The 19842-nt window shown below is 45.1% G+C and carries 17 protein-coding genes; 4 read left to right on the forward strand and 13 right to left on the reverse strand.

Translation table 11 applies throughout. The features are described from left to right. Positions 1 to 69: 69 nt before the first annotated feature. Positions 70 to 1155, reverse strand: coding sequence for a DUF748 domain-containing protein (locus DOM22_RS15360; RefSeq protein ID WP_142701225.1), 1086 nt, complete (start codon positions 1153 to 1155; stop codon positions 70 to 72). Next, the gene (locus DOM22_RS15365; RefSeq protein ID WP_142701226.1) at positions 1127 to 1999 is read right to left on the reverse strand and encodes a YihY/virulence factor BrkB family protein; all 873 of its coding nucleotides are present in this window, start codon (positions 1997 to 1999) and stop codon (positions 1127 to 1129) included. The genes DOM22_RS15360 and DOM22_RS15365 overlap by 29 nt, the downstream gene beginning before the upstream one ends. Before the next feature lie 236 nt (positions 2000 to 2235). On the opposite strand from DOM22_RS15365, the gene DOM22_RS15370 reads away from it, so the two are divergent. Beyond that, positions 2236 to 4206 carry a hypothetical protein gene (locus DOM22_RS15370; RefSeq protein WP_142701227.1) on the forward strand — a complete coding sequence of 657 codons (1971 nt, stop codon included), beginning with the start codon at positions 2236 to 2238 and terminating at the stop codon, positions 4204 to 4206. A 178-nt stretch (positions 4207 to 4384) separates the two neighbouring features. Here the strand turns inward: DOM22_RS15370 and DOM22_RS15375 are convergent, their stop codons facing one another. From DOM22_RS15375 to DOM22_RS15385, 3 genes are all read right to left on the reverse strand, one after another. Then, positions 4385 to 6742, reverse strand: a complete 2358-nt coding sequence (locus tag DOM22_RS15375; protein WP_142701228.1) for a helix-hairpin-helix domain-containing protein — start codon at positions 6740 to 6742, stop codon at positions 4385 to 4387. Positions 6743 to 6786: 44 nt separating this feature from the next. Then, positions 6787 to 7005 (reverse strand): translation initiation factor IF-1, encoded by a 219-nt coding sequence (infA, locus tag DOM22_RS15380; RefSeq protein ID WP_142701229.1) that lies wholly within the window; start codon positions 7003 to 7005, stop codon positions 6787 to 6789. 109 nt (positions 7006 to 7114) lie between these two features. After that, positions 7115 to 7687 carry a hypothetical protein gene (locus tag DOM22_RS15385; RefSeq protein WP_142701230.1) on the reverse strand — a complete coding sequence of 191 codons (573 nt, stop codon included), beginning with the start codon at positions 7685 to 7687 and terminating at the stop codon, positions 7115 to 7117. A 126-nt stretch (positions 7688 to 7813) separates the two neighbouring features. Here DOM22_RS15385 and lpxD point away from each other — a divergent pair, with 126 nt between their 5' ends. Together lpxD and DOM22_RS15395 are read left to right on the forward strand one after the other, a co-directional pair. Beyond that, complete coding sequence (gene lpxD / locus DOM22_RS15390; RefSeq protein ID WP_142701231.1) at positions 7814 to 8860, forward strand: UDP-3-O-(3-hydroxymyristoyl)glucosamine N-acyltransferase; 1047 nt, start codon at positions 7814 to 7816, stop codon at positions 8858 to 8860. A gap of 2 nt (positions 8861 to 8862) precedes the next feature. Beyond that, the gene (locus DOM22_RS15395) at positions 8863 to 9228 is read left to right on the forward strand and encodes a hypothetical protein (protein WP_142701232.1); all 366 of its coding nucleotides are present in this window, start codon (positions 8863 to 8865) and stop codon (positions 9226 to 9228) included. 26 nt (positions 9229 to 9254) lie between these two features. On the opposite strand, the gene DOM22_RS15400 is transcribed toward DOM22_RS15395, so the two are convergent. Beyond that, positions 9255 to 11030: a methyl-accepting chemotaxis protein gene (locus tag DOM22_RS15400; protein WP_168196676.1), complete on the reverse strand. Its 1776-nt coding sequence runs from the start codon at positions 11028 to 11030 to the stop codon at positions 9255 to 9257. A gap of 158 nt (positions 11031 to 11188) precedes the next feature. Here DOM22_RS15400 and DOM22_RS15405 point away from each other — a divergent pair, with 158 nt between their 5' ends. Further along, the gene (locus tag DOM22_RS15405; RefSeq protein ID WP_142701233.1) at positions 11189 to 11860 is read left to right on the forward strand and encodes a Crp/Fnr family transcriptional regulator; all 672 of its coding nucleotides are present in this window, start codon (positions 11189 to 11191) and stop codon (positions 11858 to 11860) included. A gap of 64 nt (positions 11861 to 11924) precedes the next feature. On the opposite strand, the gene DOM22_RS15410 is transcribed toward DOM22_RS15405, so the two are convergent. The 7 genes from DOM22_RS15410 to DOM22_RS15440 form a co-directional block, all read right to left on the reverse strand. Beyond that, positions 11925 to 14492 (reverse strand): PAS domain S-box protein, encoded by a 2568-nt coding sequence (locus DOM22_RS15410; RefSeq protein ID WP_142701234.1) that lies wholly within the window; start codon positions 14490 to 14492, stop codon positions 11925 to 11927. Between the two features lie 227 nt (positions 14493 to 14719). Continuing rightward, positions 14720 to 15103 carry a hypothetical protein gene (locus DOM22_RS15415; protein ID WP_142701235.1) on the reverse strand — a complete coding sequence of 128 codons (384 nt, stop codon included), beginning with the start codon at positions 15101 to 15103 and terminating at the stop codon, positions 14720 to 14722. Between the two features lie 82 nt (positions 15104 to 15185). Continuing rightward, positions 15186 to 16310, reverse strand: coding sequence for a class I SAM-dependent RNA methyltransferase (locus DOM22_RS15420; RefSeq protein WP_142701236.1), 1125 nt, complete (start codon positions 16308 to 16310; stop codon positions 15186 to 15188). Positions 16311 to 16395: 85 nt separating this feature from the next. Then, a complete protein-coding gene (locus DOM22_RS15425; protein WP_142701237.1) occupies positions 16396 to 18129 on the reverse strand; it encodes an electron transfer flavoprotein-ubiquinone oxidoreductase in 1734 nt (577 codons plus the stop codon). A 35-nt stretch (positions 18130 to 18164) separates the two neighbouring features. Further along, positions 18165 to 18416, reverse strand: a complete 252-nt coding sequence (locus DOM22_RS15430; protein WP_142701238.1) for a hypothetical protein — start codon at positions 18414 to 18416, stop codon at positions 18165 to 18167. Positions 18417 to 18506: 90 nt separating this feature from the next. Then, entirely contained in the window at positions 18507 to 19337 is an 831-nt protein-coding gene (locus tag DOM22_RS15435; protein ID WP_142701239.1) for a carbon-nitrogen hydrolase family protein, read from the reverse strand. Between the two features lie 40 nt (positions 19338 to 19377). Continuing rightward, on the reverse strand, positions 19378 to 19725 hold the full coding sequence (locus tag DOM22_RS15440) for a hypothetical protein (RefSeq protein ID WP_246845681.1): 348 nt from the start codon (positions 19723 to 19725) through the stop codon (positions 19378 to 19380). Positions 19726 to 19842: the final 117 nt, after the last annotated feature.

Genomic DNA, 19842 nt, shown 5'->3' on the forward strand with positions numbered 1-19842 from the left:
ACTTACTTACCTAAAAATAAAAAAGGCAGGAGATGATCCTGCCTTTTTTATTTTCACTAAATCCAATCCTTAATCTTTTTTGGGAACGTCTTTGATAGAAATGGTGTTGTCCAATTTTTTAGCCAAGGCCTCGATAAATCCGTTACGCAGGGAACCCCAGAATGCATCCCAGGTTTTAACATCCGGCCCCTTGGCAGCACCTTCAAAGTCCACTCGGGTTGCCACAGTCTTGGTCTCTGAATTTCTAAGGATCAAGTTACTCATGGCGATTCCCACTTCAAAAAAGAACCGCTTAGGAGAATCAAACTTTTCTTGTGAGCTGATCACATCCAGATTTTCAAAGAACGGCTTCACGTAACCCTTGATGCGCCCGTCGCGCGTGCTTACCTCTCCGTAAAGGCTAAAGCTCCCCGACGTAAATGTGAAAGGCCCATAACCTTTAAAAAAGTCATTCAGCTTTGTCACATCAAGCTTATCAATTGCCATCTTAGATTCAAATGCCGGGACCTTTGACAACAAATTTACTTTCGCTCCCGCTGTGACGTGCCCACTTTTTTGCAATCGCGCCGAAGCCTCCACCGTACTTGGCAGCAGTTCTTTGGATTTGTCGGTGTTCTTAATATTTGTGGCCGAAATCATAATTCGATCCAAGACCACATCGACTGGAACTTTGAAATCATTGTTGTACAAATGAACTTCACTGTTCGTCAGACGGAAAGATTCCAGCTCTATGGGAATCAATTTCCCCACGACCGTTTTCCAATCTTGATCGGCCCCCATCTGCTTTTTCTTTTTATCGGCACTATCGACCAAATCTAATTTCATCCCGTCGACTTTAAGATCTCCCAGTAGTTTCCCAGCGAAAATACCTCGCCACGCCAGGGACAGATCAATTTCGTGGATGCTCACTAAAGGATGCTTGGGACTTTTCACCTTTTCCCAAATTTTCAGATCCTGAATCTGATAGGCGCCACGATACAAAGCCAAATCAAAGTCTTCAATGTGGCCCTTATAGTTTTCCATTTTATTGCCCATGTACCAATTGATCCCATACTTGATACCGGCAGGCAAAAATATGCGTACGACTACCAAGAATACGACAATGGCGATCAGGGTTATTTGAACTTTACTGAGGGACCTGAACAGTTTCTTCATACTTTTCCTCCTTATTAATTTCATTGGCAACTTCCGCACTGAGAAAAATCACGGCGGAGGAATAATAAACCCATAACAACAAAACAATAAACGATCCGGCAGCTCCATACAGGGAGGCGACAGCACTTTGTCCCATGTACAAACCAATCAAGCCCTTACCGATTGAAAACATAAACGCAGTGATAAAACCCGATGTAAAGGCAACTTTGGGGCGCACCTGCACCTGGGGCAGAAAATAGTAAATCGCACTGAACAGCAGTCCAAAAATCAAAAGAGAAATAACAAAGTTGATGACTTGCCCTAACAACGCTTCTGCACCTTTTAAATACATCGACAAAATCGATGATACCACCAATGAAACGATCGAAATAAATACAAAGGTTAAAACCATCCCCATATTGAAAAGTTTGGTTTTCATGAAGGTCCAAATTGATTGAAAAAATGTTTCTGATTCCAGTTTTTTATAATCTATCTTCACTTCAAAAATTTTATTTAAAGACATGCGCATTTCGCCAAAGATCGCACCGGCGGAAAAAATCAATGTGATCAAACCCAGAATCCCCGCCATATCCCGGACCTCGGGCTGCTTTTCCACATTCTTTGCGATCTCTCGTAAAATATCGGACGACTGTGTTCCGAACAGGTATTGAATCTGTTTTAGTATTTCTTCGCGCAAACTATCGTTGATTAAAGCAACGAAGGTCAGCATCAACACCAACAACGGTGCCAGCGACAGAGCTGTGTAAAACGACAAGGACGCTGACATCTCAAAAATATCGTCACGTCCCATCTTGTTGAAGAAATTTTTCCCAGTGATTTGTTTTAACGCCTTTATCAACTTCATCGAAAAAAGATAACATGCTTAGCCGCTCTCGCCTTCGCCTCACCTTATGGTCTTTGACAAGAAACATATCGAAAAGACTCCAATAGGGCCCATGGGTCGATGCATTTTAGGTCCACGCCCAAGGCTTAAACATCGCCATGCTGAAAATGTCACATACGCAATATTCGGGGCTTAAAACGAATTAAACAGGGTCTTAGGTCACAAATCTGGGCCGCGGTATTGCAGATTCTGAAGGGATGCTAAAGATCGGTATTTTGTTGACCTTACTATCAACACTGTTGGGACACCTGGCTCTTGCTGGCTCCTCTGATATTCAATATCAGAGCGCTTTTCTTTCCCCGGCGACGGCGCTTTCAAGCCCCTATAGAAAGATCGATTTAATTAAGCTCATCGACAAGGCCTCTTCACTGCCCACCGATCCCGAACTGCGCATTCAAACAGTTTTGGTCGCACAGGCGCGCTTTCAAGTTCCACGCAACATTAATGAACTTAAATCGAGCGCTCTTAACAACATCCGCACTCTGCCAAATATTTCTAATTCGCTGAAGCTTTGGGCCTGTATTGAAAATACCTGCCAAGGCGAAATGAATATGGCCTTGGCCTCGGTGCAATTCGTGATGAGTTACTCCATGCTGGATCTGCAACAATCACAAAAGGTCGCATGGGCAACGGCAAAACTTCCTGCGGAGTTGTTGCAGGGGACTCAGTTGATCACAATTCAAGAAGTCAGGGACTGGTCTCACCTATTTACGGATTCATTCAGTATTAATATTTTCCAAGCCGTTGATGCTACTAGCACAGTGATCACCAACTTCCAGATTCACTTAGTGAAAGCCTCGGCTTATCAAAAAGCCAAGTATATTCCCTTTTTTAATCTAGAAAAAAACCTGAACTCCCATATTCAACAACAGCTGCGGGAAATTCAGCAAGCGTTGAGCGCGGGTAAGCGCGCCCCCTCTTCGGCAAACAACGAACCGAATCTTTACCGACAAAGCAGCTATAAGTTAATTGATCCCGAAGGTGACAGAGCCTTGATCGAACGCGCGAACAGCGTTCCGAAACATATTCTTGAAAGCCTCCTCAATAAAGAAGGCCCGCAAGATAAAAACTGGCTTCCGGATCCACGTGATTGGGAAGATCCCTTGGCTGATCTGATCCCTCTGCCACAACCCACGCAAGGCGTCTCCATTCAGGGCCGAGAAAATCCGCTTTATCTGGAGAGTTTCAAAAAAACTCTGACCCAAGTCATTCAAGAGGAATCCCGCAGAGGCCTTCCACCCCTGTTCGGTATTGCTCACGAATGGAGTGCCGCTTACAAAAACAAACACGTGATGTCTCAGGGATCTAAATTGCTCGTGGCCCTAGCGTTGGGTTTCACGGATCGCTTCATGATCACGGGCAAAGAAGAAAATCTTCGCCAATGGATCTTAAGTGAAAACTATGAATCCATCACTTTGCCGGAATTGTTTCGCGCCAGTTATCGCATAAATCACGGTGACGTCTATCTGACGTTACTGACTATTGAAAATGTTCTTGCGAACAATTGGCGCTTTGTTGGTCGCGAATCACTTCCCATCACCAAACGCCTAAGACCGATTTCAAGTGGCCACAATTACAAGGGCGATCGCTATGGTACTTGGTACCATTTCTTTGGAATGATTTTATATGGATATGTTCACGGTGGCACTCAAGCTCAAGCCATCGGTAAGATAGAAGCCCTGGGCAGCAACATGCTCTCTCCGAATTTGGATCAAACGCAAAAGCAGTGGTTCAATATTTTGGGTGGCTACGTGGGAGCTCACTTAAAGGACGTCATCCGCAAAAAAAGCTATAAAACCTTCGTGGGCAGCAAAACGTTTTTGCAAGAAAGCTATTACCTGAATCGCCGCGAAGATTTCCGTGATCGTCTGCCGCAGGAACTTTCGACCGATATTCAAGCGGGCCTATTCAGACCCCGTGACAACAGCGGCCTATTGACTTCGATTCAGATTGTAAATCACACCCCACGTTCTTGTCAGGTGGATTTGATTTTTGATAAGGGCAAGGGCTTTGACAGCCGTTACAAAGCTATTCAAATGGAAGTAGACTTTTCAAGTCTGCGTCCCACATTTATCGGAGCTTCCGCGCCATTCGCGCGCGCAGTTCGTGGCTTCATCCACAATTGCGAGAACACCACTCAAGAGTGGATTTTTGAAGCGGCTCTTTAAACCACACACGCCAGAAAATAAAAAACCCCGAGAGTTCCCGGGGTTTTAGTTATTAGAACTTGGTCCGATTACTTACGGATCTTTGCTCTGTACATACGCTTTTTAGTCAAAATGCGTTTTTTTCTGTGACGGATACCTTTTTTAGATTTGCCTTTAGCTGCCATTGTAATCCCCTTTGTTATTTCTTAGTTGGAGTGTTCATCAAAGCCGCGAACGGATTGTTGAACGGGTTGCCTGGTTTTGCCGGAGTGCTGTTCATAGGACGAGAAACACCCTGACCCACTTGTGACTTACCAGAACCCTTTGTCGCCGAAGCGCCACGTTGTTGTGGTGGAGCTCTTTCACCACGAGGAGCTGAAGATGCTTCCACAGCATCGTCCATTTTCATCGTCAATGAAATCTGGTTTTTCACAGTGTCGACTTTCAAAACTTTCACAGACACATGGTCACCTGGATTTACCACTTTACGAGGGTCATCCACGAACTTGTGAGAAAGTGCGGAAATATGAACCAAACCGTCTTGGTGAACACCGATATCTACGAAAGCACCGAAATTCGTTACGTTCGTTACGATACCTGGGCAGATCATACCTTCTTTAAGGTCTTTCACTTCCATGATGTCATCGCGGTATTGGAAAACTTTGAACGGATCACGAGGGTCACGTCCTGGTTTTTCCAACTCTTTTACGATGTCATCGAAAGTGAACTCGCCCACTAGCTGCGCCCATTTAGTTCTTTGAGAAAGCAGTTTCTTAGCGCCTTCACCGATAACTTCAGTCAATGAAACACCCATGTCTTTCGCCATGTCCGTCACTGCTTGGTAACGCTCTGGATGGATCCCTGTAGAATCCAAGACTTGCTTACCACCTGGGATACGCAAGAAACCAGCCGCTTGCTCGTATACTTTTGCCGAGAACTTAGGAACTTTTAAAAGCTCACTACGATCCGAGAACAAAGTTTTCTTACGAGCTTCAACGATACCTTTCGCAAGTGCAGGACCGATACCAGCAACATGAGAAAGTAACGCTGCAGAAGCTGTATTAACGTCAACCCCTACGTTATTCACGCAAGACTCAACTACGGCTTCCAATGATTTTTTCAATTGAGATTGATTCACGTCGTGTTGGTATTGACCAACGCCGATAGATTTTGGATCTACCTTCACAAGCTCTGCCAAAGGATCTTGCAAACGACGCGCGATAGAGATCGCACCTTTTACAGTAAGATCCAGATCTGGGAACTCTTCACGAGCGATATCGGAAGCTGAGTACACAGAGGCACCCGATTCAGAAACCATCACGACTGGAATGTTCTTACCAAGATCTTTCAAAACTTTGCGCAAGAAAGATTCAGTCTCACGACCGGCAGTACCATTACCTACAGCAATCGCTTCGATTTGAACTTGCTTCATCACTTCGCCGAACAAAGTTTTAGCTTTGCGTTCAGCATCGTCGCCCAAAGTGTAAAGAACAGTGTGAGAAATGAAAGCACCTGATTTATCAATCAAAGCCACTTTACAACCTGTACGCAAACCAGGGTCGACACCCAATACGCATTTTGAACCGTATGGAGAAGCGAGCAATAGTTTACGAACGTTTTCAGCAAATACCGTGATCGCGTCTTGATCCGCTTTTTCTTTCAACAGACGGTGAACCTCGTTCACGACGGAAGGAAGAACGTAAACGTTCAATGCCAAACGAGCCGACTGCTTCAAGTACTCACCGATCGCATTGTCAGGAGTCGATGTCGCGAAGTTCTCGTAAGACTTCAAGATCGCTTCGTCATCACCTTTAACGTCAAGAGTAAGCTCTTCTTCCTGCCAGCCACGTCTCATCGCCAAGTAGCGGTGATTGTTTTTGGCATCCATCAAAGGCTTAACTGGCTCTTCAAACTCTTTGTACATTTCGTATTTAGAGTTCGCTTTGTAGCCTTTAGCCGCTTTAGAAACGATGCGACCATTTTCGTTATAGTTTTTAGAAACCATCGCACGAAGTTCCGCATCATTGGCGATTTTGTCGACGATGATGTCTTGAGCACCCTTAAGCGCTTCTTCGTAAGTCACGATTTTGGCAGTTGGGTTCAAGAAAGCTTTCGCTTTCATTTCCATAGTCTCGGAGTCTTTCAACTTGCCGTGACCCATGTCCCAAATCCAATTCGCTAAAGGCTCCAAGCCAGCTTCGCGAGCGATAGTAGCTTTGGTTTTCTTTTTCTTTTTGAATGGTTTGTAGATTTCTTCCAACTCACCAAGGTCCCAAGAAAGCTCGATACGCTTTTGGACTTCGGCCGTGAGATTGTTCTGCTCCCCGATCTCTTTGATCAAGAACGCTTTACGCTTCACGATTTCGTTGTAAGTTTCGTGACCTTCGATAACACCGCGAATTTGAACTTCGTCCAAATTGCCGGTTTTCTCTTTACGGTAACGCGCGATGAATGGGACTGTAGCCCCTTCCGCAGCAAGTTCAATCACGGCTTGTGCTGATTTTGCTGGGACAGTTGGGACAATACGAGCCAAATAACTCTGAAGAGCCTGATCCATAGAACCTCTAGATTTATTGGAATGAGTTTGAGCTTAAATCTATATTATTTATGACGGAATTGGATCAGACCGTGGCTAGGATCGTATGGAGATACGCCTACGCTCACGCGGTCACCAACAACCACACGAATATTAAAGCGTCTCATCTTTCCGCAAAGCTTTGCGTTGATGATAACTTTATTTTCAAGTTCGATCTTGTAAAGACCACCCGCAAGGGCGTCGATCACTTTTCCGTCAATTTGTACTAAATCGTCTTTTGCCATGTAGGTAAATTTCTAGGTCAGAATGCGGGGCCTTGCAATAGATTTCTGCCCAATTATATCAATATGCAACACGCAAAAGGCCCCATTGAGGGGCCTTTTTAGGGTTTCGTTAAGATAACTTTCTGTTGCTGATTAGCATTCGCTTTCCATCCTCAAAAAGAACCTCAAGACGGTCATATTCGTTGGACATGATATAACCCCATCCGAAAATCTTGTGCTCAATAGGAGTTTTAGCCTCGTATTGATTGCCGATATTATAGGACTGAGCTTTCGTGCCTTTGTACTTCTCGTGAAGCTCATGCCACTTGACCTGATCTTCGCTCATACCGGTTTTATCGATTTTGATTTTCTTTTCTTTTTTTGGAGTCTCAACGACTTCCGCCTCTGGAGCTACGGCTGCCTTAGCAGGCTTTTTCTCAGGTTTAGCAACCGGAGGGGCCTTTGCTGCTTTTGCAGGGGCTGGAGCCGGCGCCGGAGCAGCCTTGACTGCTTTTACCGGAGCGGCTTTAGCAGCTGCTGGCTTGGCAGCTTTCGCTGGTGCCGGTTTCGCTGCTGGTTTAGCCGCAGGTTTTGCGGCCTTCGGAGCTGGCTTTGCCGCTTTAGCGGCAGGCTTTGCTGCAGGCTTAACTGGCTTCTTTGCCTTTGCTGCAGGAGCTTCCTTTTTAACTGCCTTTTTGGCCATCTCAATTCCTCTCTAAATTTTAAAGGTGAGAAATGATCGAAACGTGTTTATATGAGACTTATACTATCACCCAGTGACTTGACATCAAAAATATATTGGGAAAATGTTAGCGCGAGGCATCACTATATGATTACAGCAGACGTTATTAATACTCTTCAGTCTCCGGATGTAGTTTACGTATCCGGCCCCAAAGACTCCATCGCTAAAAAAGTCCTTCCTCCAGATCAGGCTGACTCCGAAAGCTTAATTTTCGTGTCCAAGCCCGATTTCCTCGAGAAAGCTTTAAAGGCGCAGTCTCCCATTATCGTAGCGCACAAGTCCCTGACTTTGCCGACCGATAGCAAGACGACTTTCTTTACGACTCATAACATTCAACTGGCAATGGCGGCGATTCTTCCGTTGTTTGACGGAAAAATGAACCGCTTCAACCAGGAAACGAAAATCCATCCAAGCGCATGGATTCACCCCCAGGCTCACCTGGGTCAGAATGTTTCCGTAGGGCCCTTTGCGGTCATTGGTGAACATGTCCGCATCGGTGACGGCGCCACGATCGGTGCCCATGTGGTGATCGAATCCTATGCCCAAATCGGTGCACTGACGATCCTTCATCCCCAGGTTTTCATCGGAGCTTACAGCGAAATCGGAGCGCACTGCGAATTCCATCCGCACACCACGATCGGCGCTGATGGCTTTTCTTTTGCGATGGCTAAAGACGGTACCCACAAAAAAATCCCGCAAATCGGCAAGGTGGTCATCGAAGATCATGTTGAACTGGGAGCCAATTGTGCTGTTGACCGCGCCGCTTTAACGGAAACACGAATCGGTCGCGGAACTAAAATGGATAACTTCTGCCACGTGGCTCACAACGTGATTATTGGCGAAAACAACGTCATGGCTGCCGGATTTAAAATCGCTGGTTCCTCCCGCATAGGTAGCAACTGCATGTTCGGTGGAGACGCCGCGGTTTCAGATCACATTACCATTTGTGACAAAGTGATTATCGCAGGTAAGTCCGGAGTGACAAGCAACGTGCAACAAAGTGGTGCATATGGTGGATATCCTCTTGAACCTTTACGTGAATCGTTGAAAACTCTGGCCAATCTGTCGCAGCTAACTCGCATCAGAAAAGAACTTTCCCGCGTGGTTAAACACCTGGGTCTTAAAGAGGAATAGAAATGACTTACGAATTTTACAAAATCTTGCACATGTTGGGCTTAATCACATTGTTTTTTGGCTTTGGTGGTCTCTTAGTGACTTCCTATGCTGGCATCACCCTGAATGCAAAAGCCCGCATGATGAGTTTCGCAACTCACGGCATGGGTCTTTTGTTCCTATTGATCGGCGGCTTCGGAATGCTAGCAAAAATGGGAATCATGAAACAGCTTCCGGGGTGGGCTTTGGCTAAACTGGGTATCTGGGTCCTTATGGGAGCAGCGATCTCCATCGTAAAACGCAAAGGTCATATCGGCTGGCCCATCGCAATCCTACTTTTCGGCCTAGGGACAACAGCCGCAATGCTAGCGATCACAAAACCGTTCTAAGACATTTTAATACGAGGAGGAAGTATTTAGACTACCTCCTCCGTTTCCGTTCTTCCACTGACTTCGACTTCGAGTACTCCGATAATTGAATTTAACAAACCTGCCTGTTCCAAGATTGAAGAAGATGCCTCAGCGACGGCATCAATGTTTTTCTGATTTGTCAAAGACGTCGTTTCAAATTCCCCCATCGCTTTTGAAATTTGAGTTAAGCCCTGCGCCTGCTCTTCGGTTGCATGAGCAATTTCATTGTTAAGCACAGAAACATTTTTTATCGATTCCACGATATCTTTAAGAATCTGGGAGGCTTCATCCGCACGGGCCTGACTAGAAACAACCAATTCGACATTCGCACCGAGTTGCGTGTTAATTTCCTTGGCCGCGTTCGCACTTTTTTGTGCCAGCGCCCGCACGGCATCTGCAACCACAGCGAAGCCCCTTCCCTGCTCTCCGGCACGTGCCGCCTCTACGGAGGCATTTAAGGCCAACAAATTTGTCTGGAAAGCAATGTCATCAATAACTGAAATTGCCTCCACCATTTTTTGTGTACCGCTCGCGATGTCACGCATCGAATTCAATACCAACATTATCTGTTGCTCACCAACACCAGCTGAATGGTTAGCCTGACTCGCGAGTTGAGAGGCTTGTTTTGAATTTTCTGCACTCATCTTCAACATGCTGTTCATTTCCTCGAGCGACGCTGCCGTTTCTTCAACCGAAGCAGTTTGCACTGTTATTCCTTGATGAACCTCGGTGGTAACTTTATTTAAGTGACCACTTATGTCGGAAGCGACCGAGGCACTCTCTTTTAGATGGAAGACGGATTTTAAGATAGACTTGATGCTGTGGTGAATACTTAAGCCAATGACAATTGATAGTATGATAGCCAGGCAAAGTGCCAGACTAGAGTACATTAAATCTTGGGTGCGCTGATGAACAAGTGAAGCGATACGCTTATCTATTAAAGAATCAAGCTCTTGATTCAGAATGTTCCAAGTAAGAAAACTTTCATCGTATGCTTTCTTAGCGTCAGCACTGAATACTTCTCCAGCGATAGCATTTCCCTCAGCGATTTTCTGAAGATTGGCAATGACCTTAAGCGTGGAGGTCCTTAACCGCACAGCTACGTCGGGCAAATTCTTTTGCAGTGATTCCGATTCTCCATAGAAATTTTTATCTTCATTCAACGCCGTTTGAATATCGTTCAATATACGATCGACATCCGATTCTTTTAACATAGTGGAATAAAGGGCCGCTTTTATCCTGATTGACTCGCTATCGTGGGGCCCTTGAGACAGAGTTCTGAAATTCCCCAGTATCTGCTTCAGTCGATCTTGCAGTTGTGGCAGCGCCAGTAAAGTTATATCCATTAAATAATAGCTATCAAGATCAGGATCAAGAATCAGATTGGACGTGTCTCCTAAGTGAGTCACTGAACTTTTAATTGACCCAATGGCTTCGGTCCAATTTTTTTTATCCACCTGTTCTTGAAGGTAAGAAAAAGCCGCTGTCTCGCGTGTTCTTTGTGCTAATTGATATTGATCGAATTGAAGGAGCTCCCGAGATTCATCATAAACTACCTGCAAAGCCTTCATTTCCGCTGAAAGATCAGAATGATCTCCGATCGAAATCTTTTTCAATAATTCCTGATACTTTTGCTGAAGTCGAATTCCAACTTTTTCCTTTTCCGCAAAATGAATGTTTGCTGATTCAGAATTGTACATCAGGTAAGTCAGCACAATGATCGGGATAGCGAAGATAACTATGTTTAATAAAAGTTTAAACTGCAGTGGGATCTTTCTCATTTTGAGCCCCTCTTAAACGTCCTACAAATGCACTTGTTAAAGTTCGGTTAAAATTACTGACTTTTTAAGGAAATCTTCTAAAATTGACTAATATCAATTTTGAGTTTGGACTTAAGTCAGGTGAGGAATAGTTGAAACTAAAGTCGTTCGCGAAACGTATGAATATCGAATCCGATTTTTACTCATTTAATCCTCTATACTCTTCATTTCTTCAAAGCGGGGTCGATAGTAACGATTATGAGACCTTGTGTTTAAAAAAAGGCGAGGTACTTTATTTTCAAAGGTTTAATAGGCAAGGGTTCTATTTTATAATTGAGGGTCTCGCCAAAATGGAGCTCTCTCATCCAACCCCCCGAGTGATTCGTCTTTGCAAACGCGGCGACATGGTAGGATATGGAAGTTGGTTAGTTCCTAAAACAGAAAATTACAAATTGATGGCCCTTCAGGATACAACGGTTCAGTTTTGGACGAAGGATGCCAGCGAATCTCTCCAAAGAAAATCAACTCTGGTCAATCAACTTCTTATAGAACACCTTGCTCAAGTCATACTTCATAAAGACGAACGGATTGCATCTCTGCAGGGTGAGACTGTGGAAAACAGGGTGGCCCACTTGCTGTTATGGTTAGCAAAAAATTTTGGCCGACAGACGGCACAAGGTTTATTGATAGACATATCGTTAGATCGAGATTGCATGGCCCAACTGGCGGGAACCATACCCGTAACTTTGGCGCGAGTTTTAACCTATTTCGAACAAGAAAAAATTATTCTTCGAGAAAAAAGAAAGGTGCTCGTTCTCAACATCCAGGAGTTGGAAAAGAAAACCTTTTGAATTCACTGGAAATTTAGAACTTCGTTGAGCGCCCCCCGCCTCATTTACACCCGGTACTGAAGACTTAGTAGCGAAAATCAGTATTCAAAACTTCATTCAAGGCCTCTTTACGAAGAGGCTTTTGAAGATAGCCATCGAACCCTGCCTCGAGGCATTTTTCGCGATCGCCCTTCATGGCATGAGCTGTCAGGGCGATGACGGGACATTCATATCCCTGGCCTCTTAATTTTTTCAAAGCTTGAAAGCCATCCATGTGGGGCATCTGAATGTCCATTAAGATCATCCGATAATTTTTAGAGCTCGCTTTACGAACGGCCTCTTCACCATTCGATGCCATTTCTATTTGCGTATCATCCAACCCAGCTTTTTTAAGGTAATGGCGCAAAAGATCCCGATTGTCAGCAGAATCATCCACCACCAATATGACCCCAGCCTGAAGGTAAGTTCCAGCAGCATTTACCACATGTTCTTTTTTCGGCGGCTCTTCCGGAGCTTTAACGGATGGAGCATGGGCCACAACAGAGATTAAAAAACGACTTCCTTTGCCGACAACACTGGTAAAAGTGATATCTCCCCCCAGAAGGCGCGCAAGCTTACGAGACAAAAACAAGCCCAGCCCGGTCCCACCAAATCGCCGCGTCGTAGAACTGTCAGCTTGAGAGAAGGGTTGAAACAGATGCGCCCGTTGCTCTTGAGAAATTCCGATACCAGTATCGGTGACGACGAATTGCAGAATATAACGATCCGGAATTCTGGTCGGGATTGCTTCGGCCCGCAATTCGACATAACCCCGTTCAGTGAATTTAATGGCGTTCCCTACCATATTAATCAGAATTTGACGAATACGGCCGGGATCAGAAATAAGGTTATCTCGTACCGTCCCCATCCTTAAACGCAGCTCGACACCTTTTTCTTCGGCCTTCACTCGTAAAAGATAAGTAACATCCTCTAAAAGCTCGCGCACACCGAACACGATATTTTCAACCTGGATTTTCTCCGATTCGATTTTTGAAATATCCAGGATTTCATTTACGATTCTTAAAAGCTGCTGCCCGTTTCGCAGCACAGTCTCCACCGCGTGCATCTGCTCCCGAGTTAAAGTTTTGTCGTCACTCAAAATTTCCGCAAACCCCAGCATCGCCCCTAGCGGTGTGCGGATTTCATGACTCACGTTTGCCAGAAAGTCTGATTTCGCGCGGCTAGCTTCCTGGGCCCTGTCGTATAAACGAGTGTTTTCAATCAACACCGCCAAACGAGAACAGACTTCTTCTGCAAGAGATTGATCACGTTCGTTAAACATTCTCTTTGATTTGGTTGAAACCAGACTGACCAATCCCAGAGGAGCTTTATCACGCGCCATTAAAGGTATGAACATCAATGACTCGGAAAATAATTTTGCGTCTTGGTTCGGGTTCTTAACTTGAATTTCTATATCGTAGTGATCCCGAATATGGGGACCGATCTGCTCCAGACCTCTTAACAAGATCGTCTTACCGGAACGTATGATCGTCGGCCCACCAAACTCTGGATCCCATTTGGGAGGATTCTCCGCTCGCCATCTCCGGACAAACTCCTCCTCTTCGGAATTCGTGGCATAAATTTCGGTGGCGATATAGTCCATTCCCTCTTCATCAATAATTTCAACGATGCAAATATCTGCAAGAGCTGGCACAACCTTCACGCAAAAAGCACGCAACATGTGACCGAGCTCCACCGAACTGGAAAGTTCAAACGTCAACCCAGACACAAAGCGTTCTTGTCGCGCTCGAGCCTCTGCAGCCTCTTTTTCTGCTTGAGCACGAACCAAGTCTTCGCGCTGGCGGGCGGCTTCAATTCGATCCGTAATGTCTTCGCTGACGCCCAATATGAAACGTGGGTGCCCGTCTTTATCCCGAACTGGAATTTTAATCGTATGTATCTGCCGAGTCCCGTTACGGGTGGGAATTTCATCTTCTGTAATGGCGTGCGGAATTTCTCCATTAAGGACTTTTCGGTCCATACTGCGAAAACGCTCTGCCAACTCCTTCGAAAAAAAGTCGTAATCCGTTTTACCAATGAACTCCTCACGGGAGATTCCTAACATTTTCTCACCAGCACGGTTCAGTCGCACGAAGGCCAGATTTTGGGCCTCTTTAACAAACACCATTGAAGGCATGGTTTCGATAATCCCTAACAAAAAAGCTTCGGATTCTGCCAACTGCCCCGTTCGCATTTCCACACGGCTTTCCAACAACTCGTTAGCGTTAGCAAGCTCCTTTTCAATTTTCTTTTGTCGCGAAATATCCTGAACCAAAGTGATATCAGTACCGTCTTCAAAGGTCGTAACACCAATTCGCACGGGAATGCGATGACCGTCTTTATGAAAGTATTCCTTTTCCAAGGATACAGAAATTCCAGGCGCTGCCAAAAGGCGTTCTTGCAGCTTAAGACTTTCACCGATCAGATCCGGAGGTGTTAAAATCTTCCAGTTTAATTTTCCAGCTTTTAAATCCGCGTGGGAGTACCCCAATAGTTCCAGGAAATAGTCATTTGCATCTAAAATTTGGCCATGAGAGTTCGTAGAGATTATGCCGATAATCTTTGAATTAAATATCGTAAGATATCGCCGCTGCAGTTCTCGATTATCATTCATCTCCCGATTTTAACAATGCGAGTTTAGAGGGTCTTGTGAACACTATAATCACTGTGAACAATCAAGCTGCGTCCTTCAATGTTGAAATGTCCCAATGCTTCCCAGGAAAGTTTATTTGGAATTTTCAATTATACTGAACAAGAGACTATCGAATAGCATTCACGAAGACCTAGACCGTGAATGACGTCGTATAGAAATAAAAAAGGCGCCCCAAAAGCGCCTTTTAACTATTTTGAAATCACACAAGTAGCTTTGTACTCGCCGTTGTCAGTGGTTGTCTTAGCCACAGCCTTTACCACTTTTTCGACCGATGTTTCCTCTCCATCGACCTTTAGGTTCTGCAACAAAATCACAGAGCCATCAGCCTTTCTGGTTTCCTCGATCAAAATTTGAAATTGAACTTCAGACCCATCAAGCTCAAAGCGCTCCTGGAAAAACTGACCAATATGATCGTCGATAGCGATCGTCATAAAGTGCCCTTTTACAAAGTGAGCGACGCCCACTGCACCCGTAATTTGACAGTCATAAGTTTGAAATTCTCTGACGTCTTGTACGGCCGCTGATGCAATACCAGAAAACGCGATCACCAAGATCATTACAAAAGTCTTCACCAGAACCCCCTTAAAAAAGAAATGGCGGCATACTGAATGCCGCCATTTCCGTTAATATTCAAACTAAAAGCTAAACCAAGACCTAGAACATGCTGTATTTCAGGAAACGACACTCGATGTTACCGTTAAATACAAAGTGCTTGCGCGTCGATTTCAATTTTAGGTCCGCGATCAAATCTTTGTTCCCTGAAAGAATCCAAGCATCCCAACCTTTGAAACGGTGTTTTAACGTGAAGCTAAGATCACGATAAACGTCACGAAGATTGTCTTCATCACCGATACGCGCACCGTACGGTGGGTTCACGATGATCAAACCTTTTTCAACCGGTGGCTCAACAGTCGCAACGGATTCTTTTTTGAATTCAATCACGTCGTCAACGCCTGCGGCTTTCGCGTTTTCTTTGGCAGATTTCAAAACTTTATTATCGATATCGTAAGCATAGAACTTAGTTTCGATTTCTTCTTTTTCAGCCGCGATTGCTTCATCAACGACTTTATCCCAAACTTCGCTTTCGAAGTTCAAAAGATTCATGAAACCAAAACGTTTACGGTTGATGCCCGGCGCGATATTTTTCGCCATCATCGCAGCTTCAATCATGAATGTTCCAGATCCACACATAAAGTCCACAAGGGCTGTTTTACCATCCCAATCAGAAAGCTTGATCAGACCCGCTGCCAAGTTTTCTTTCAGTGGAGCTTCGCCCACGTCTTTGCGGTAACCACGTTTGAATAGTGAATCACCAGATGTATCGATAGAAACGTTGAATTGATTTTTAACGGAACGAACAACCACGCGCAAAGCGGGGTTATAGTTATCAACGTCAGGACGAATACCAAATTTATCGCGGAACTGATCCACGATAGCGTCCTTGATTTTCATCGCGATGAAACGTTGATCGCGCATCATGGAATCACCAACGGAAACGTCGATGCACAAAGTTTGGTTAGGTTTGATGTATTTCGTATAGTCGTGGCGCATGATTTGCGCGTACAACTCTTCAGGTTGGTAAGCGAAGAAATCTTGAGTTGGTTTCAAGATACGGCTCGCCATGCGAGAATGAAGGTTCGCTTTGTAACAACCTTCCCAGTTGCTTTCAAAGTAAACGCCACCAGCAGTTTTGCCGGTGATTTTAAGATCTAAATCTTTAAGTTCTTGTTCTAGAGGATCTACGAGACCCTTTGCTGTAGACGCGAAAAATTCTGCCATGGGGATGGTCCTTTCAGTTGGTTAAGAAAATAAGGTCCCTCGCCCTATTTCCTATACCGCTCAGGTCCCACCCCTATTTTGCTGGTTAGACCTCGCGATATTGTGGTCCGCCGCCACCTTCTGGCACCGTCCACTCAATGTTTTCGAATGGGCACTTAATATCACAAGTCTTGCAGTGAATACAGTTTGTATAATTGATTTGTAGGTCTTTCTTGCCTGCTTCTTTTGTAGACGGAACCATCTCGTATACTGAGGCTGGGCAGAAATGATTACATGGTGATTTGTACTGAGGCTCACATACAGAGCGGCAGATATCCCCATCCTTCAAAATAAGGTGGTTTGGAGAGTCCTCATCATGCATCGTCCCCGTCAAATAGACGCTGGAAAGCTTATCAAAGAACAGCTGACCATCTGGTTTTGGTAGCTCGCCCAATTGCTCCTCAAAGCCATTAGGACCCCATACCTCAACCACTTTATTAGTCGTCGTCGCATCCACGTGATCCAAAGGCATTGGATCCTGAAGCCCCCGGCCCCCTGTGATCTCTTGCAAAGCGATCAAAGGCATACCCTCAAGCATCCCCTTAGAAAGCGCCTGATGGAAGTTTCTGACAGCATAAAGGTCTTTTTTAACGAAGCTGTTTTCGATACGGCCTTCGTAAGCTTTCGTCACAGATTCGTTGAACTCAGCCCCTGCTACCAAACCATCAACGATAGTTTCCGCAGCTGACATACCCGCTTTCATAGCCAAATGAAGGCCTTTAAGCTTCTTCACATCGACCATGCTCGCAGAGTCCCCGATAACCATCCAGCCATCACCGTAAAGTTTCGGCATAGAGTACCAGCCACCCGCTGGAAGCGTTTTACCGCCGTAAGCGATAACTTTACCGCCCTTCAGCATGTTTTGCATGAACGGGTGAGTTTTCAATTTTTGAAGTTCACGGTGTGGATCAAGCAATGGATCGTTTGTATCCAGGTACGCCACCAATCCCACGATGATTTTATCTTCAGGCAAAGTGTAGATGAATGTACCACCGATAGATTTGCTCAAAGGGAAACCCATGGTGTGGATCACTTGACCGGCTTCCACAGTTCCTTTCGGCATTTGGATGATTTCTTTTACGCCTTCTTCAAAGACTTCCGGATGTTTGCCTTCGCGAAGATTTAATTTCTCAGTTACTTTTTTAAACAAAGAACCGCGCGTGCCTTCAGCAAACACTGTTACTTTGGATTTCAAGATCAAGCCCGGCTCAAAATTCCCTTTCGGGTTGCCGTTTTTATCACGACCTTTATCGCCCGTGCGCACACCAACGATTTTGTTACCGTCGTACAAAGCTTCAACTGCTGCGAAGCCTGGGAAGATGTTGATACCTTTTTCTTCACACTTCGTTGCCAACCAGCGATTCAATTTGCTGGCAGAAACGATGTAGTTACCTTCGTTATGAAATGGCGGAGGCGTGATTGGCATTTTGAAAGAATAGTCAGTACCCAAATAGTAAACGGCGTCTTTTTTGACTTCCGAATCAAGTGGGCAGCCTTCTTCTTTGAAGTTTGGAACAAGTTGACGAAGAGCGATCGGATTAAGAACTGCACCCGAGAAACTGTGGGCACCGATCTCGGAAGCCTTTTCGATCACCACGATCATTTGATCTGGAATCGGCTGACCTTGTTTGGCACCAGAGGCCACATCTTCATTATGTTTGTTGATTGAGTTTTGTAAATGAAGTGCGCAAGACAAGCCTGCAGAACCACCACCCACGATCAGAACATCACAGTCCATCGTTTCGCGAGTTACACCTTCCGGCAAATGATCATACACCATAAAATCTCCTCGTAGCGAATCGCCACAAGGGCGATTTATTCTTCGGCAGGTTCTTCGTTTTGAATTTCTGCTTGAGGAGCCAGCTTGCGTGGAGGATTTGTTACTTGAGCTTGAACCTTCAAGTCACCTTCATCGCGGCCGCCTGGGTAAAGGCGTTTTTTAGCTTTTTGCGCGAGTTCAGCTTCTTTGCTTTCATCGCGTACAGCACCGGCTAAAACTTCCTGAGCAAAGACGGTATGTCCCAACAAGGAAGTCATCAAAACAGAAACCAAGAAAAGACGGATCATAACTATCCCGTTTCCTGCGCTTGTGTTCACCGCGCATTTAAAAACTAATTGAGAAAGATGTCACCACAAATGATGCAGAATTTTATCGCTTTAGGCAACTGGAAGACGTCTATGAAACTTCATTGGGATCTGACGACGAACTCCGTCAATTCTTTCCTTAGAAAGAGTCACCACCGAAAAGCCAATCGCACGCTTTTCCACCTGCCCAATAACCGCTCCCCAAGGGTCGATCATCAAACTGTGGCCGTAAGTTTCGCGAACGCCGCCATTAACACCCATGTGAGTGCCACCTTGAGCGCTCGCCATTAAATAAGACTGACTCTCAATCGCACGAGCTCTTAACAAAATCTCCCAGTGCGCTTCTCCGGTTTTCACCAGAAAGGCCGCAGGGACCATAATCAAATCCACTTCCTTGCGGGCGTATTGAGAAAAGAGTTCGGCAAAGCGGATGTCATAACAAATCGTCTCACCAATTCTCCAACCATCGACTTCGATAATACTGGGGCGTTGTCCATGACGGAAAACGTCTGATTCCTTGATGGGCTTTTGCCCTTCCAGGTGAATATCGAATAGGTGAAGTTTTTGATAAGTCGGTTTCACTTCCCCTTTCGGAGAAATCAAAACTGAAGAGTTGTAGAGGTGCCCATCGAGCTGCAAGGGAACAGATCCCAAATGCAGATAGGTATCATATTTTTTTGCAAGTTCTGCGACTCTTTGAAAAGCGGGATCGGAGACAGCAAAGCCTACGATCTTTTCGCCCTCTTTGGTTCGCATATACAGACAGTTTTCAGGGAATCCCACCAAGCGAGGTTTGTGGGATTTAAAGATATCTTCCAAGAGAGCTTCGATTTGCATCAGGTTCGCGTCAACATCATCGATAGAGGTCATTTGCGCGACCGCGACTATCAATTCGGAACTCATACCTTCTCCTTAAGCTCTCTGAAAATTCAAAAAGAGCTGACTATTCTACTGAAATCACCGTCGAGGAACGCGCTTCTTTTACGTCGCGGCAATTCCATTTGGCTTCTTCCAAAGTTTTTCTGACGCCTGCAATAATCTCTGAGCAGGAATTTTCATCGCCAGATGAACCAATAGTCTGATCGACTCCTTGTTTCGTGTAAATAGCTTTACACTTTTGGTCGGAGCCCATCTCAACACGAAGAGTACGAACTGTTTTGTTGTGCTTGCAGAGAACCATAGCGTCGCCGATATCAGCGTATGCTAGGGACGAAAAAAAAAGCACTGGCATCGCCATCGCGACCAGTGCTTTCTTGTATTTTTCCACTGTTTTTTGGTCTCGTTTAATCAAGCTGCTCTCCTGTCTTACAAGTTGGGATCCAGTAACTAGTGTTTCCTGAATCCAACTTAATTTTACGCAGCTATATAGGAGACTAAAACGAAGAGATCACCTTTGAGACCAAAATTA

Origin of the sequence: Bdellovibrio sp. ZAP7, from assembly GCF_006874645.1 — a bacterium.
GTDB lineage: Bacteria > Bdellovibrionota > Bdellovibrionia > Bdellovibrionales > Bdellovibrionaceae > Bdellovibrio.

Bases quoted from the DNA above. Each gene is read 5' to 3' on its own strand.
- DOM22_RS15360 (WP_142701225.1), bottom strand. From the start codon at position 1,155: ATGAAGAAACTGTTCAGGTCCCTCAGTAAAGTTCAAATAACCCTGATC.
- DOM22_RS15365 (WP_142701226.1), bottom strand. From the start codon at position 1,999: ATGAAGTTGATAAAGGCGTTAAAACAAATCACTGGGAAAAATTTCTTC.
- DOM22_RS15370 (WP_142701227.1), top strand. From the start codon at position 2,236: ATGCTAAAGATCGGTATTTTGTTGACCTTACTATCAACACTGTTGGGA.
- DOM22_RS15375 (WP_142701228.1), bottom strand. From the start codon at position 6,742: ATGGATCAGGCTCTTCAGAGTTATTTGGCTCGTATTGTCCCAACTGTC.
- infA (WP_142701229.1), bottom strand. From the start codon at position 7,005: ATGGCAAAAGACGATTTAGTACAAATTGACGGAAAAGTGATCGACGCC.
- DOM22_RS15385 (WP_142701230.1), bottom strand. From the start codon at position 7,687: ATGGCCAAAAAGGCAGTTAAAAAGGAAGCTCCTGCAGCAAAGGCAAAG.
- lpxD (WP_142701231.1), top strand. From the start codon at position 7,814: ATGATTACAGCAGACGTTATTAATACTCTTCAGTCTCCGGATGTAGTT.
- DOM22_RS15395 (WP_142701232.1), top strand. From the start codon at position 8,863: ATGACTTACGAATTTTACAAAATCTTGCACATGTTGGGCTTAATCACA.
- DOM22_RS15400 (WP_168196676.1), bottom strand. From the start codon at position 11,030: ATGAGAAAGATCCCACTGCAGTTTAAACTTTTATTAAACATAGTTATC.
- DOM22_RS15405 (WP_142701233.1), top strand. From the start codon at position 11,189: ATGAATATCGAATCCGATTTTTACTCATTTAATCCTCTATACTCTTCA.
- DOM22_RS15410 (WP_142701234.1), bottom strand. From the start codon at position 14,492: ATGAATGATAATCGAGAACTGCAGCGGCGATATCTTACGATATTTAAT.
- DOM22_RS15420 (WP_142701236.1), bottom strand. From the start codon at position 16,310: ATGGCAGAATTTTTCGCGTCTACAGCAAAGGGTCTCGTAGATCCTCTA.
- DOM22_RS15425 (WP_142701237.1), bottom strand. From the start codon at position 18,129: ATGGTGTATGATCATTTGCCGGAAGGTGTAACTCGCGAAACGATGGAC.
- DOM22_RS15430 (WP_142701238.1), bottom strand. From the start codon at position 18,416: ATGATCCGTCTTTTCTTGGTTTCTGTTTTGATGACTTCCTTGTTGGGA.
- DOM22_RS15435 (WP_142701239.1), bottom strand. From the start codon at position 19,337: ATGAGTTCCGAATTGATAGTCGCGGTCGCGCAAATGACCTCTATCGAT.